Annotated in this window: 13 protein-coding genes and 3 riboswitches; of the genes, 9 read left to right on the top strand and 4 right to left on the bottom strand. The window is 38.6% G+C overall.

The window, feature by feature from the left end:
- Positions 1-18 precede the first annotated feature (18 nt).
- The 9 genes from VGB26_06160 to VGB26_06120 all read left to right on the top strand — a co-directional run bounded on the left by VGB26_06160 (position 19) and on the right by VGB26_06120 (position 9172).
- Positions 19-1248, top strand: a complete 1230-nt coding sequence (locus VGB26_06160) for a sulfatase (protein HEX9757368.1) — start codon at positions 19-21, stop codon at positions 1246-1248.
- A 71-nt stretch (positions 1249-1319) separates the two neighbouring features.
- Positions 1320-2462: a glycosyltransferase gene (locus tag VGB26_06155; protein ID HEX9757367.1), complete on the top strand. Its 1143-nt coding sequence runs from the start codon at positions 1320-1322 to the stop codon at positions 2460-2462.
- A 33-nt stretch (positions 2463-2495) separates the two neighbouring features.
- Positions 2496-3623 carry a prenyltransferase/squalene oxidase repeat-containing protein gene (locus VGB26_06150; protein HEX9757366.1) on the top strand — a complete coding sequence of 376 codons (1128 nt, stop codon included), beginning with the start codon at positions 2496-2498 and terminating at the stop codon, positions 3621-3623.
- Between the two features lie 32 nt (positions 3624-3655).
- A complete protein-coding gene (locus tag VGB26_06145) occupies positions 3656-4456 on the top strand; it encodes a polysaccharide deacetylase family protein (protein HEX9757365.1) in 801 nt (266 codons plus the stop codon).
- A gap of 67 nt (positions 4457-4523) precedes the next feature.
- Complete coding sequence (locus tag VGB26_06140) at positions 4524-5669, top strand: glycosyltransferase family 4 protein (protein ID HEX9757364.1); 1146 nt, start codon at positions 4524-4526, stop codon at positions 5667-5669.
- A gap of 47 nt (positions 5670-5716) precedes the next feature.
- Positions 5717-6550: an exosortase gene (gene xrt / locus VGB26_06135; protein ID HEX9757363.1), complete on the top strand. Its 834-nt coding sequence runs from the start codon at positions 5717-5719 to the stop codon at positions 6548-6550.
- A 30-nt stretch (positions 6551-6580) separates the two neighbouring features.
- Positions 6581-7219, top strand: coding sequence for an EpsI family protein (locus tag VGB26_06130; GenBank protein HEX9757362.1), 639 nt, complete (start codon positions 6581-6583; stop codon positions 7217-7219).
- 22 nt (positions 7220-7241) lie between these two features.
- On the top strand, positions 7242-8393 hold the full coding sequence (locus tag VGB26_06125) for a glycosyltransferase family 2 protein (protein HEX9757361.1): 1152 nt from the start codon (positions 7242-7244) through the stop codon (positions 8391-8393).
- Positions 8390-9172 carry a formyltransferase family protein gene (locus tag VGB26_06120; protein HEX9757360.1) on the top strand — a complete coding sequence of 261 codons (783 nt, stop codon included), beginning with the start codon at positions 8390-8392 and terminating at the stop codon, positions 9170-9172. The genes VGB26_06125 and VGB26_06120 overlap by 4 nt, the downstream gene beginning before the upstream one ends.
- A gap of 67 nt (positions 9173-9239) precedes the next feature.
- Here VGB26_06120 and VGB26_06115 read toward each other — a convergent pair whose 3' ends face one another.
- From VGB26_06115 to VGB26_06100, 4 genes are all read right to left on the bottom strand, one after another.
- A complete protein-coding gene (locus VGB26_06115; protein ID HEX9757359.1) occupies positions 9240-11039 on the bottom strand; it encodes a choice-of-anchor Q domain-containing protein in 1800 nt (599 codons plus the stop codon).
- Positions 11023-11388 carry a fibronectin type III domain-containing protein gene (locus VGB26_06110; GenBank protein ID HEX9757358.1) on the bottom strand — a complete coding sequence of 122 codons (366 nt, stop codon included), beginning with the start codon at positions 11386-11388 and terminating at the stop codon, positions 11023-11025. Before VGB26_06110 ends, VGB26_06115 begins: the two co-directional genes overlap by 17 nt.
- An 88-nt stretch (positions 11389-11476) precedes the next feature.
- Positions 11477-13780, bottom strand: coding sequence for a fibronectin type III domain-containing protein (locus VGB26_06105; protein ID HEX9757357.1), 2304 nt, complete (start codon positions 13778-13780; stop codon positions 11477-11479).
- Positions 13781-13832: 52 nt separating this feature from the next.
- A riboswitch (cyclic di-GMP riboswitch) is annotated at positions 13833-13919 on the bottom strand.
- Positions 13920-13947: 28 nt separating this feature from the next.
- Complete coding sequence (locus tag VGB26_06100) at positions 13948-14457, bottom strand: fibronectin type III domain-containing protein (GenBank protein ID HEX9757356.1); 510 nt, start codon at positions 14455-14457, stop codon at positions 13948-13950.
- Positions 14458-14505: 48 nt separating this feature from the next.
- Positions 14506-14594: riboswitch (cyclic di-GMP riboswitch) on the bottom strand.
- A 163-nt stretch (positions 14595-14757) separates the two neighbouring features.
- Positions 14758-14856, bottom strand: a riboswitch (cyclic di-GMP riboswitch).
- Positions 14857-15319 lie beyond the last annotated feature (463 nt).

Genomic DNA, 15319 nt, shown 5'->3' with positions numbered 1-15319 from the left:
CGAATAGAGGATAAGGAAGTGCCGAAGTATAATATCGTATTGGTTATTGTTGACTCTTGGAATCGAAATTTTGTTGGATGTTTCAATGAGGGGGCCCGAATTGAAAATTTGACCCCCAACCTGGATGCTTTTTCAAAAGAGTGCGTTACTTTTACCTCAGCCTATTCGGCTGGTGTTCGAACAGCGGTGTCAGCTCTTGCAATCCTTTCGGGATGTTGCCCGTGTCGATATGGAGATTGGTATAAATCTGTTTCTCCAAAAAGGACGATGTTGTCGCAAATACTTCAAAAAAATGGATATTCCACGTATGGTTTTACTGCCAATCCATGCACGTCGAGTTGGAGGAAATTTGAAAAAGGGTTTAATGTATTTAGGGATGATGGCATCTTATTCAAGAATATGCATGGGCCTTTGCTAGAGGCCCTCCTTTTACTGAAAACCCTCCTGAGGGATCCTTATAGTTCAGGAGAAGAGTTAAATTTCCAGATCCGGCAAAACTTTAAAAAAGACAAATTACCGTATTTTGTTAGCTTGCATTATATGGATATACACGGTCCATATATTTCCAGATCGGGATGGCAATTCAAAAATAGAATGGAGGCAGGAAGTGTGTGGAAAAAGGCTACTATTTCCCCTGAGAAAATAAATCCAAGTGAAAAGGAGAAAATGCTTGCGGTTTACAAAGAGAAAATGAAGTACCTGGATTCTCAAATTGGGGAGTTGCTGAACGAAAACGATGATAGTCGATCGATGATTATTATTACAGGAGATCATGGCGATCTATTTGGTACCAGGGGATACTATGGTCATCCGGATATATTTTGTAACGAAATGATTAATGTTCCCCTGTTTATTAAGTTTCCTCAGGATTTAGAAATTAAAAGCCAAATTTGTTCTTATCCTGTCAGCCTTATGGATTTGGTTCCTACGGTATTGGATGTTTTGGATATACAGGTAAACTATGATTTTGATGGGAACAGCCTAATGCCGCTTATGTACAATAGAGAAAGTGATTATAAAACGAAATTTATTATAAGCGAGCAAAGCCGAAATTATGCCTGCGCAATTAATGGGGAATGGAAAATGATAGCCAATTATGGGGAGTCAATTTTTGAGCTGTATAATTGGAAAGAGGATTACGGTGAGAAGATTAACTTAATAAATGAGAAAGTCGAAATAAGGGATAGACTGGAGGCATTTATTAGGAATCATATTGAAAAAAACAGGCCAGTTACCTACCAAAAATAATTTACTATTTGGGAAAGCCCACCTACCCTACGAAGCAACAAGGGGTTAAATTAATTTCTCTTGTTAATTTTATGGCATACAAGGTTTTGCACTTATGCAGCAGCTTAGGTATATTTGGCGGTGAGACTATCCTGTTGTCCCTTGCCCAAGAAGGCCCTGTTCTTGGATTTAAACCCATTATTGGCGTCCTAAGAAATTCTAAAAATCCTCATACAGAAATTGCTGAAAGGGCTCACGAAAAAGGAATTGAAAACGTGATTTTCCCTTGTGAGGGAAGATTGGATATAAGGAGTATACGTGAGATTCGCAAGTTTCTCCTAGAGCAAAAGGTTGATATTATTCATTCCCATGATTATAAATCGGATTTTTATGCCCTGTTGGCATCATATTGGTTAAAGGTGCATCGATTAGCGACATGTCATAATTGGAACACCTTCAACCAAAAGCTTAAGTGGTATTCTCGTATAGACAAATATTTGTTGCGATTTTTTGATTCAATAATAGCCGTATCGCCGTTAGTGAAGGAAGAACTGGTGAAATACGGAATTAAACAAAATAAAATCCAAATAATAAATAATGGGGTTAATCTTAACGAATATGAATCTCAGGCCTGGGTGGATAAAAACCTCCTCCGAAATCAACTTGGGGTTCCAAAGGAATGTACAATTGTGGGATGTGTGGGAAGGTTATCTCCTGAAAAAGGGTTTGAAAACTTTATACGTGCTGCAAAGATCGTCGTTCATGAGTACCCAAAGACATGTTTCCTCATAATAGGTGAAGGTCCTGAAAAGGAGAATTTGCATGGTTTAAGTTTATCATTGGGAATTGCCGAAAATACATTTTTTGCAGGATTAAGGAAGGATGTGGCAACACTTTATAAGATTATGGACGTTTTTGTTATTACATCCCTATATGAAGGATTACCAATGGTTTTGCTTGAAGCCATGGCCTCTAAAAAACCGATTGTATCTACAAGAGTAGGGGCAATTCCTCAGCTCATCGAGGATAAATTTAATGGGCTGTTAGTGGACCCTGGAAATGTGGTTGAATTAGCGGATTCAATAAAATTTCTCATTTCCGATAAAGAACAAGCCCAATTATTTTCAGAAAGGGGTTATGGAAAAGTATTTAAAGAATTTTCCTCGCGAATAATGGCAGAAAATTACGAGAAGAGTTACCAACAATTGCTGAAATCAAACCCAGGTTCCAATTAACCCAAATTCCCTCATTTAAACCAAAAACAAAAAATGAATCTTAAAGGCCTTATAACATGTTTTTTAATTGAACAAGGTATTAGAAAAACCGAGAGAAATTTATTTAATTTTGGCCGAATTAAGGCTGCGATCGATTGGTTGTCCACTGCTCAAGATGCCACCGATGACGATGGCGTTTCCCTAAGGTATTCTTTAATTTTTGGATGGTCTCCATCATACCCGGAAACAACAGGGTATATCATTCCGACGTTTTTAAATTATGCCCGGTTGACGGGTTCCAATGAATATTTGGATCGAGCCTTTAGAATGGGGGATTGGGAGATTTCCATCCAAAACAAGGATGGTTCATTTTTTGGAGGGCCTTGGGGGTCCCGGTTAGGGAAATTTGTTTTTGATACCGGGCAGATTGTTTTTGGATTAATCCGATTATATACCCATGGGAAGGATGAAAAATATCTTGAAGCAGCACAGAAAGCAAGTGATTGGTTAGTCAGTGTCCAGGATAAGGATGGGTCCTGGAGTACTTATACATATAACAATATTCCCCACTCATATTATTCCCGCGTAGCTTGGGCATTGGCTCAAATGTTTATCCTAACAAAAAAACCAGTTTACAAGGAGGCTTCGCAGAAGAATATTGAATGGGTCCTTAAAAATCAAAATACCAATGGATGGTTTGATAAAACCGGTTTCAAACTGGCCACCCATACCTATCCCTATACCCATACCATTGCCTATACGATACGAGGGATTCTTGAAACAGGAGAAATTTTAAAGGAAGAACAATATATAAATCGCGCTATTACGTCGGCTTCCCAATTACTTCATTCCATGAATTCTGACGGTTCTTTTTCGGCCACTTTTGGCCCTAACTGGGAAACTGGGTCTAAATTCTCTTGTTTAACAGGGAATGCCCAAATATCCATTATTTTCCTCCGGCTTTTTGAAATAATTGGAGATAAAAAATTTTTTGTTGGGGCAAGGAAAATTAATAATTTTCTAAAGGAGCGACAGCTATTGTCCATTCAAGATCCCAGAATAAGAGGGGCGATTGCAGGATCCCACCCGATCTGGGGCGGGTACCAGCGATTTGCATTTCCGAATTGGGCGACAAAGTTTTTCGCTGATGCTCTTATGTTAGAAGAAAAATTAGCTAAATAAATTAAGATTATCAATTTATGATTGAAAACTAAATGATTATTCCTATTTTAATGTATCATGAGATTGTGCAAAAAGAAATTAGTGTACACCCTTATGCCGTTTCAAAGGATAAATTTTTAAGGCAACTTGATTTTTTAAAATCTAGCGGGTATCAAACGATTCTTTTAGAAGAATTATTCCAAATTATAAAAAAGGATGGATTTGGTCCTGAAAAAAAAATAGTCATCACTTTTGATGATACACAACTGAGTAACTATACCTTAGCTCTTCCTTTATTAAAAAGCTATGGGTTTTCTGGGGAATTTTTTATTGCCACACAATTCATTGGGAAAGGAAAGGATTTACTCGAAGAAAACCATATTAAGGAAATGGCAAAGAATCAAATGTCTATTCAATCTCATACTCATACCCACAGATTTCTGAATGATTTAGCACCAGATCAGATCTACGAAGAACTGGAAAAATCAAAAGATATTTTACAAGATATTACCGGGAAGAAGGTATCTTTTTTTTCCTGTCCCGGTGGCCGGTTCACTGAATCTGTTTTGGAAATTTCCAAAAAGATGGGTTACAAAGCAGTATGTGTATCTTTGCCAAGGGTAAAATGGAGAAGCGGCAAATTTCCTATTTTAGGGAGATTAATCGTTTCAGAAAATACCGATTTTCCTACTTTTGAGAAAATGGTCAAATTGGAAAAAAAGTATATTATAAAAAAGGAAGTAGAGTACACAATGAAAAATGCCATAAAGAGTCTTATTGGAAATGACCTTTATCATAGACTATGGAAATTGACCAAAGATGAGTCCTCTCAAAAATCAAGAGAAGAGAAATAACGGACAATTTGAAATTATAGCATTCCTTTGGCATTGTATATATCCTTGGGATATTCGTTTGGAAAAGATGATAAACCGGTTAGGTGAGCGGGGCCATGAGATCCATGTGATCTCTCGAGGGAAAAAGAATTTGCCGTTAATGGAGTCTTTTTCCTATGGGGAAATCCACCGTGTCTATTTTAAATTGTCAGAATTTTTGGATGTAAGGTTTAGATGGTTGTCCTATCCTATATTTTTTAACCCTTTTTGGATTTACAAAACCTATAAAGTCCTTACCCACTATTCGGTGGATTTGATCGTTGTTCGAGATCTTCCCTTGGCCCTTATGGTGGGGGTCCTGGGTAAATTTTTAAAAAAGCCTGTTGTCCTAGACATGGCTGAGAATTATCCCGCGGCTCTGATTGCCTATGGTAACCCCAGATATAAGCCTTTTCTCTTTTTGAATGGGTGGTTACCCCGAACCTATGAACATTTTGCTTTAAAGTTCATGAAACATATTCTTGTTGTTGCGGAAGAACAAAAGACTCGATTGATTAAAATGGGTTTTTCGGAGGATAGGATTTCATGCATTTTGAACACACCTAATTTAAATTTGTTTCTGGATAAAAAAGAAAAGATTCAAGGAGATAATTTTAATGGAGACGAATTGAACCCATGCATTTTGTATGTTGGGAAAATTGATAAACATCGAGGGGTAAAGATTTTGATCCAGGCGATGCTTAAAGTATTAAAAGAGTTTCCAAATGCGATTTTGCGGGTTGTTGGGGATGGAACAGAGAAACGGAATTTAATAAACTGTGCGGAAAAAATGGGAATAAAGGATTCTGTTCATTTTGAAGGGTGGGTTAATTTTTCTCTCATTCCAAATATAATTAAAAAAAGCAGTGTTTGCACGATCCCTCATTCACGGAGTGAGCATACGGATACTACGATTCCAAATAAAATTTTTGATTACATGGCCATGGGCAAGCCCGTTGTGGTTTCCGATTGCCTCCCCCTTCAAAGGATCGTTCAAGAAGAAAAGTGCGGCGTTATTTTTAAAAACGGTGATAGTAATGATTTAGGTGAAAAAATAATTCAATTACTGCGGGACGAGTCCAGAGTTGGTTATGGAATAAACGGGAAAAAAGCTGTGGAAATGAAATATAATTGGAAAGTTGATTCAGAGAAACTTATTAAAACTTTAGATAGGTTTTTTTCTAAAAAATTATGAGTAACTCCATTAATCTTAATAAATTTAAGGTTTTGTTCTACTTGTTAATGACAATTCTTTTAATTTGGTTATTTTATCCTCTGGGGGGGGCACTATTTTTTGAGTGGAGAAGTGATCCGGAGTTCTCTCATGGATTTTTGATTCCAATCGTATCGGTATACCTAATTTGGATCCATCGGGAAAAAATTGCTTCCCTTCTTTATGAATATGAAAATAATAAAACAAGTTCCCTTAGCGTTTTGTATCTTTTTAGTGGTTTGTCGCTTTTTATATGGGGAAAATTTCTTGACCAGATTTTTATCGAAGGAATTGGGATGGTAACAATTCTATTAGGAATAATTTACGTACTTTATGGATTTACCATGTTAAAGGCACTTTTATTCCCCATTTCCTATTTGGTTTTTATGTTACCCATTCCATATTTCATTAATTATTTTGTCGCAAATCAACTAAAGTTTTTTATTGCGGGAAGTTCAAGTTTCATATTAGGTTTGGCCCAGATCCCAGTTTTTTTAGAAGGACATGTGATTCATCTATCATCACTTTCTTTAGAAATCGTAGAAGCATGTAGTGGAATGCAGACCATCATATCCTTTCTTGCCATTAGTTCGGTGTTTGCTTATTTAGGGTACCATTCCAATTATATTCGAACCCTTTTTATTCTTTTGGCAATACCGCTTGCGATCGCCGCAAATATTCTAAGAATTTCGGCCATCGGGTTTATTTCCTATTATTTTAATAATGATATCGCAGATGGGTTTCATGGCTATGCGTGGACTTTTGTTATTTTAATTGGCATTGTTGGTTTCTTCGCCATTGATCGGGTAATAAAAAAATGTTTTTTTTACGTCCCGCTTAAATTTTCCTTAAAGGGCCAGTAAACAATAGAAAAATTTTTAAAGGTAACTTTTGTGATTCAAAAGTGGATTATTGTAATTTTTTTATTAGGCATCACTGCCCTTTATGTTGAATTTTTCCCTTTGGGAGAGGGAACCCCGTTGAGGGCAAGTTTTGGACTTTTTCCTGAAGCATTGGGAAATTGGACCCAGACTGGTCAAGAAGAAACCTTTGAAAATATTGTAATCATTCCTGATGGTGTAATCTTTTTAAGAAATTTTCAAGACGAGAAAAAAAATATATTATCTTTATATATTGGTTATTGGGGTAAATTTAGACATGGGAATAATATATTTGGGGGACAAAACATTTTACCGGATAAAAATTGGGGTTTGGTCCACACCTCCACAAAGATTGTCCATTCGGGAAAACATTCATTAAGAATTAACCAGGCAAGTTTTAAAAAAAATAATCGCTTTGCACTGGTTTCATATGCTTTTTTCCTTGATTCTTATGGTGTGGTGGGGAAGAGATCAGGGAGAGTTAAATATGCATTAAACGCAATATTGAATAAAAGAACTGATGCTGCTTTAGTTAAAATTTCTTCCTTTTATTTCATGCCTGAAGAGTTTGAAAAACAAAAATCACTTCACCGGGATTTTATTCAAAGAATGCTTCCCCACCTTTCGGAATTTTTCCCTTATGATTTGTAAAAAAGCTTAAGAGGGTATGATTATGGCTTCCTTATTTTTTTGGATTACCTTGGGTCTGATCCTTTATGTCTATGTGGGGTATACACTCTCAATTTTCCTGTTTTCAATTTTTGTTCGAAATCCTGTTAAGAAAAATGATAAATATGAACCCACGGTAACCCTTTTGATTACAGCCTATAATGAAGAGAAAGATATTGGCAAAAAACTCGAAAACGCAGAAGATTTGGAATATCCTCCTTCTAAAATAGAAATTTTAGTTGCTTCGGATGGTTCAACGGACCGAACCGATCAGATTGTAAATGAATACCGTAGGAAGTATGAAAATATTAGATTGCTCCGGGTGGAGGGAAGGGTTGGTAAAACCGAAACCCAAAACCAAGCCGTTATAAATGCAAAGGGAGAGATTATTGTTTTTTCAGATGCAACAACGGAATATAGAAGAGATGCCATCCGGAAAATTGTTCGAAATTATGCGGATCCCACCATTGGGGCTGTCAGCGGGAGGTATAATTATATTACCAAAAAGGGGTCGGCAATGGGGATAGCAACTATATTTTTTTGGAAATATGAGAATTTCATTAAATCTTGCCAAACCCGCATTAAAACCATAACGGGTTGCTGTGGTTGTATTTATTCCGTCCGAAGGGATCTTTATGAACCGTTGAAAAGAGATATCATTAGCGATTTGGTGGAACCCTTAAAAATTCTTGAAAAAGGGTATCGAATCGCATTTGAAAAAGAAGCAATTGCATTTGAGACGACAACGGAGGGGTCCTCTGAGGAATTTAAAATGAGAATCAGAGTGATTACTCGGGGGATGAATGGCATTCTCCATATGCGAGCCTTGTTAAACCCCTTTAAATATGGGTTTGTTTCGTTCCAATTAATCTCACATAAGGTTCTGCGCTGGTTGGTTCCCCTTTTGATGATTGCATTATTTATCTTGAATTGGTTTTTATTGGGTCCCTGGTTTTACAATACCACTTTCTACATGCAATTCAGTTTATATCTATTGGCGCTTGCGGGATGGTTTATTGACAAAAAGGGAGGAAAAGTTAGGATTCTTTCCATGCCTCTTTATTTTTGTGTGGTGAATATTGCTTGTTTAATGGGCCTTTTTAATATTTTAAAGGGGGAGAAAAAGAGTGTTTGGGAAACAGTGAGGAAAGCATGAAGATCGTTTTTGTCACCCAGGAGGATCCTTTTTATATCAGGATATTCTTTGAAACTTTTTTCAATAACTATAAGAACCTTTATGAAATTCAAGGTTTGATTATATGTAGAACAATGGGAAAGAGTATCACCAAATTGATAAAGCAGATGTATGGTTTTTATGGGCCGGTTGACTTTTTTCGGATAGGGTTACGGTACGCAAAAAATAAGATGTTGGGAGCATTGTTAGGGAAAATCTACTTTAAAACGTTTTTTAATATTGAGCACCTTTGCAATTATTATAAAATAAAAGTTATTCGCTGCAAAAATATTAACGATTCAGAGATGATAAAACGATTAAATGATATGAAGGTTGATGTGATTGTATCTGTTGCTGCCCCCCAAATATTTAAAGAAGCAATACTGAATGTTCCTAAATGGGGGTGCATTAATATACATAATGCGAAACTTCCAAAATATAGAGGAATGCTCCCAAATTTTTGGGCAATGTATCATAACGAAAAATTTTCGGCAATTACCATCCATACAATGGATCAGGAGGTGGATCGAGGGAAATTTTTATTACAAAGGGAATTTGAGATCAACCCACATGAATCGCTTGATATGCTCATCAAACGGACTAAAACTTTAGGTGCCCTTTACCTGATCGAAATATTGGAAAATATTAAGCAAGGAAGGGTTGTATTCCAGGAGCCGGAAAAGACCCAGACTTCCTATTTTTCCTTTCCTAAATCGAGCGATGTTAAACAATTCCGAAGTATGGGAAAACGCCTTTTATAGCTCAATTTGAGCATTAAAGGATTTTTTATTTATTTAGATATCGACCAGCCCTTATAAAACAACAAGTTTATTTTACAGTAACATTGAACCCTGTCGGGATTCCTGGGGGAATAGTATCAACCACAGGGCAGTTGGATGCACAAAATTCATAAGCGCCAATATCGAAAGCATTTCCTTGGGGTCTTATTGTTCCATCAAAATCCCTCGTAATCGAAGTAGGCGCCCCCACGTTGATGACCGGGCTGCTTGGTTGGAGGTGGAAGTTTCTGGCGGGTTGGGTTGGATCAACAAATTGCGGGTTGAGTATTATTGGATTAGTATCCCATGACGGAGCAGCTTGTCTTGGAGGTTGAATAGATGAATACCAAACATTGTTGCTTGCCGTTATTTTACTTGTATCCTTACCGAAATCGTTATAGAAATATTGCCCGTTGCTATCGGTGCATCCAGCCGGGTCAGCCGGGTCTTTTCCCGAACTATCATTTCTATTACAGGTGTTGGCAAATATTACATTGTTTTTAATTGTTAAACTCGAAAATGATTCCAGAAAAAATGCCCCAGAGAATGAATGATTGTCAAACAGGGTATTATTATACACCTCTGCTACCGTACCCGAGGTTCCAAAACGGATTCCACTTGAACCGCCATTGCCTCCATCCCCTCCACCATACGGTGCAGTTCCTAGTCCAGTTCGATAGATAATGTTATTGTAGATTTTAAAACCAGTTGTGCTTGGCCCTCCAAATCCCATTGCATCTCTATCAATGTCATGCCATATATTATCATGAATCGTATAATTATAAAACGGACCAGGTCCAGCATCGTAAGTCTGCAGACCCCTACCGCCACGGATATTGTGAACATAATTCCAAGCAATCTCATTGTCGTGCCCCTGATCGCTCCAATAAATTGCATGGTAAAATTTATTCTCTCCGCTGTTATGGATCTCATTTCCGAATATTTTCCAGTAATCGCCATGACTGCTAATCATTCCTGTTCCGCTTCCAGTTTTAGACATACCTTCTATTTCAGCATTTACCAATCTTACATAAGCCGTTTCTCTCATAATCAATGCACTGTCTCCTCCACTATCACCACGAAAATTTGAAAGAACAAGTCCTTCGTTTTGGGAGGAAACCGTGTAAGCTCCAAACAGCGCATACCCTCCACTGGGATTGGCAGTACGCATATCTATAAATACGTCTTGCCCTGGATAACCCATGACCGTCGTCGGGTTGTTTTCAGAACCTATTGGATAATCCTCAAATATCATAAAATAATCACGGCCATCTTGTTTCTGTTCATAATTTCCACCCATCAAAATAATTGTATCTCCAGGTCCGAAATTGGCTCTATCATCAAACACCGCTTGTGCGGATTTTTTCGGATTTCCAAAACTCCCATCGTTTGCGTCGTTCCCGTTATTCCAGTCAGTGAAGAAAATATCCCCAGATCGAACAGTAAAAGTGTGATCGTTATTTGAAACTTCACCATTGACCGTTACAACAATTGGCCCTCCACTTACATTAGCACCCGGTTGGACGGTGATAACTCGGATCCCGTGAGAATCAAAGACGCGTGATTGTGCTCCCCATTGCTTGTATGTCGCAACCTCGGTTCCATTAATTTTAACGGTTGATGTTCCCTTAACTGTTCCGAAACCCTTTCCAAAAATGGACAGATAGATCCCGTTATTGTTCTCTCCTCCCGTATTAGGGCCACTGGTGATATCGGTATAAAAAATAACGGGGGCAGCAAAGGATAAACTTGGAATCAGAAGTAGAAATCCTATTAGAGAGAAGAAAAGTTTGAGAGCGGTAAAATTAAATTTCCCTCGCTTATTTTTTCCTTTAATTATGTTTTTCATTTGATTCTCCTCCTAGTTGTATTATTTTTGATCTCTCCTCCGAAAACCCGCTCTCGTTCCCGGATAAGTCGTAAGCTGTTACTGCAAAATAATATTTTATACCTTTTTCCAATCCGCTAAGTGTATAAACCGTTGAGTTTCCCACATCAATTGGCGTTTCATATTTTCGAGATTTTGTTCCATAGTAAATTTTATATCCCCCTAAATCGGGTTCCGTATTGGGATTCCAAGACAATATTACACCATTTAAACAATTTATATTTTTGTCTTTTTTCTCATCACACCCCCACCATGGTAGACCTATGGAAATTATCAAAAATATTCCAGACAGAAAAGTTTTTGTTTCCATGGCTTGAGCATTTTAGCTAAAATTTCAGTCATTTAGACTACCCCAACTTATACTTTTGGTCAAGAGGAAGTGAAACCTTATTGTTTAATTATGTTAAAAATTGATATCCAATTTTTAGCCTAAGTTGTCTCCTTTTCATAAGAGACCTCAAACCAAGTAACCCCGGAATAATAAACATTGCCATGTCCACTGGGCCTCCCTTTGAAGGGGGTGTACTACTTGTAAATCCACATCCACCTGCCGTGGATCCAGAGTTATTAGTTAGTCCAGTCTCTGGTTTTAACTGCACCTTAACCGGGGTTGTCTGCAAATTCCCTTGAGTATCGTAGGAGTAAGCCGAGTAATAATACGTCAGCCCGTTCAGCAAGCCGGCATGAATTGTGCTGATGGCTGCATTTGGCTGGCCGGCGAAATCTCCCAACAAAATGCCATCGGTTACAATACCGGGGCTGCCGTTACCCGAGGGGGCCTGTGAAAAGGTAATGATCAGCTTTGGCCGTTGATTTTGCTGGCTAGTCTCGCTTGAACTGAATATTCGGTTGCTATTAGCGGATGCAACAGGGTCCGAATTGACCAACATTCCAAAATTCCCTGAGGGATTATTGACCCATTCTTGAACCATTTGGGTTACCGTCCAGGTTTTGTAACCGGGCGTTGTTGAAATTGACTGAGTATCCTCCGCGCTGAGTATATCGGCCTGGGCCAAAGGGATTCCATTATTGCAACAATTGTTTGCAGTCCATCCATTCGTACCGTCAAAGGTAAGGCCATTGACTTGGTTGATTGCGGTGTTCTTATTAATAATTCTGTGGGTGGAAATATCATAAGAGCTATCGCCCCCACTACCTTCCAGGTAGAGGGACAATGTAGCATTTTCAATGGTCACGTTACTTGGAATAGTTGAGAGATCCCATTTCAGAAGAATAGAGTTGGCATTCTGGTCCTGTGGCCAGGTATATGTTTTAAGTTGAGAATCCAGTGAGAAGTTCGTTGAATTAAGGTCAATATAGGTGTCCTCAATGGTATTGGGATGGTTACTGGTAGAGGTATTTCCCCATTCCTCGGTAACTGAATTCAAATTTTCAGGAAAACGATCAGTCCTATAATAAATTTGGACCCCTCCAAAATCGGAATCAGATGGATTGGTCCACTTTAAAGTTATTTGTTGATTTCCTCCGACCCCCGAAAAATTAAAAATTCCACTTGGAGGGGTATTTTCAGTGGAGGTGGAAGACATATTATTCCCTGATATGGATATATTTCCTGAGGCATCTGCATTTTTAACCCTAAAGTGGTAGGTGGTATTGGGTTGAAGCCCTGTAAGAATATGGCTATGGTTGGTGAGGAGGGTAGAGATAATGGAAGTGCTCAATCCATAGTTTGAAGATGTTCCATACTCCACCTGGGAAGTTGCGGCTTCATCGGTGGTCCAGGTGATGATAAGGCTGGAGGTTGTAAGGCCACTGGAGGAAATATTAGAGATCACGGGTGCAGTCGTATCGGGTGCGGTGGTTGTGGAAAAGATCTGGTCTCCAGAGAGGGCAGTGTTCCCTGCGGCATCTATACTTTTGACCCTGTAGTGATAGGTGACGGAGGAACTCAGGCCATTAAGCGTTCGGCTATGGTTTGTCGTCAGGTTTGAGTTCAACGCAGAGGTAGACCCATAGCTTGTGGTCGATCCAAATTCAACTTGGGAAGTGGCGTTTTCATCCGAATTCCAGGTAATCACTGCCGAATTGGAACCGATATTACTGGAGAAAATGTTTGAGAGGACAGGAGCTGTGGTATCAGGGGTTGCCGAAGTGGTGAAGGTGTTGTCTGCAGAGATGGCAATATTTCCAGAAGCATCCTCACTCACCACTCTATAATGATAGGTAGTTGAGGGGTCCAAATTATTCAAGGTCCGGCTATGGTTTGTAACGGGGTTCAAATTCAATGCTGAAGAGGATCCATAACTTGTGGTGGTCCCATAATCTACCTGGGAGGTCGCAGACTCATTGGTTGTCCATGTTATTACTGCATTACTATTGCTTATACTGGGGACGGCAATGGAAGATATGACCGGTGGGGCATTGTCCGATATAAGGTGGCTGACTTCCAAAGAAAAACCGCTTTCATTGAGAGATGTATCGTACGCAGTTATCGCAAAATAATAGGTTCCGTTCCCCAATCCGGTAATGGTGTAAGAGGTTTGGTTCCCAACATCTATAGGAGAGCCGTAGGTATTTGATGCAACCCCATAGTAGACTTTGTATCCTGCCAAATCAGATTCTGTATTAGGATTCCAGGAAAGGAGGGCTTCACCCGCAAAAACTCCCGGGGTGTTTCCAATTAGAAAAAGAGTTAATAAAGATTTCGTTAGAATTCCAAAATTATATTTGTTTTTTTTCATAATCTCCATCCCTTACATGATATGGCACAAAAAAAGCCGCCAAAATTGATCCTTTGGCGGCTCGGCGAGCATATCCTGAATCGGAATTAGCTCCAGCGCTCTGCGCCCCCATCTTTCGATGGGTTTGCTCTGAGCAAAGGTTATATACGCTTAGGTATGTAAAAGAACTATCTTCTTACAACGACAAAATCTCCTTTTTGTAAAAATTTATTAAAAAACAATCGCAAAACTAACCCGATCGGTACAAGGAACATGGCAAAATCAGTGGGTTTCTTACTGGATGCATTTGAGTTTTTTAGGAAACCGCACCCACCGGCGCTTGTTCCGGAATTTGCTACGGGTTGGGATCCTCCACCATCAAGAATCGTTTTACTTACTTCTTGAGAGAAACCACTTTGATTTCCTGAGGTGTCATAAGCGGTGACCGCAAAAAAATATTCGCCGGCTGGTATTCCAGATAAGGTATGTGTGGTTTGAGTTCCCACATCGCTTGGAGTACCGTACTGGCCTGAGGAGGTACCATAATAAACTTTGTAACCGGCTAAATCGGGTTCATTATTAGAATTCCAGGATAAAGTAGCCTCACCTGCATTCGCTATTGGGGCGAAAGAAAAAAATAAAATTAAAAAGGAACAGGTGACTAAAGAAGGATTGGGTTTTAATTTTTGGCATTTCATAACTGAATGTCCCTCCCATCTCATAAAAAAACCGCCAAGGAAATTTCCTTTGGCGGCTCGGCAGGCATATCCTAACTTTTGGATTTAGCCCCGTTACTCTGCGCCCCCATCTTTCGATGGGTTTGCTCTGAGCAAAGGTAAAAAATAATTTAAAGCTCCATTATAATAATGTTGCAAGTTACACCCCTTTTTTATTCTTGTCAAGAGTTAAAATGTTTTAAAGCAATTTTAATAAAAAAAACCCATTCTAGATTAGAATGGGTTGCAATAAGCGCATCACTTTTTTAAAAGCATAACACCTATGGCAACCCGACTTGCCCTGTAGAAACGTTGGAGCATTTCTACCGAGGCCTCGCGGCTTTGCGTCCCACCCTTTCGGATGGTTTGCCTTTTTCATAAATAATATTTTTGTGGTTTTTAGGGTGCATTTTCGGTGCCCAGATTAATTTCTTTTTCTTTAAATGAGCTGAAATGTCTTTATTTCATTGGATATTAATGGGTTAGAGGTTTTTAGGTTTGACAAATGGTTTATCGGTAAAAAGGGTCTTTTCCTTAAATTTGGAAGTAGAGTCCCTAGATTTGTTCAAATTTGTTTTAAACCCGCGAGGAGTCTTGCTTTTTTCTGAAAGTTACTTTCTTTTCAGAAAAAGGATAAGCAAATTCCTGACATTTAAACAAATTTTTGCGAAAGAAATGATCCTTCACGGATTTATCATTTAAATTCACTACTGTCCCAACGTTATACAAATAAATTCAATTGGTTATCGTCATCAATGGTTTCATCTTCGTAATCAATCGAAGAAAGCGCTTGTAATATTGGGGTTTTTTCGAACAGCGACACACTCAAAATTTGTAGAATTGT

It is taken from the genome of Nitrospiria bacterium, assembly GCA_036397255.1.
GTDB lineage: Bacteria > Nitrospirota > Nitrospiria > DASWJH01 > DASWJH01 > DASWJH01.
This window is presented reverse-complemented; position numbering and strand designations above follow the sequence as displayed.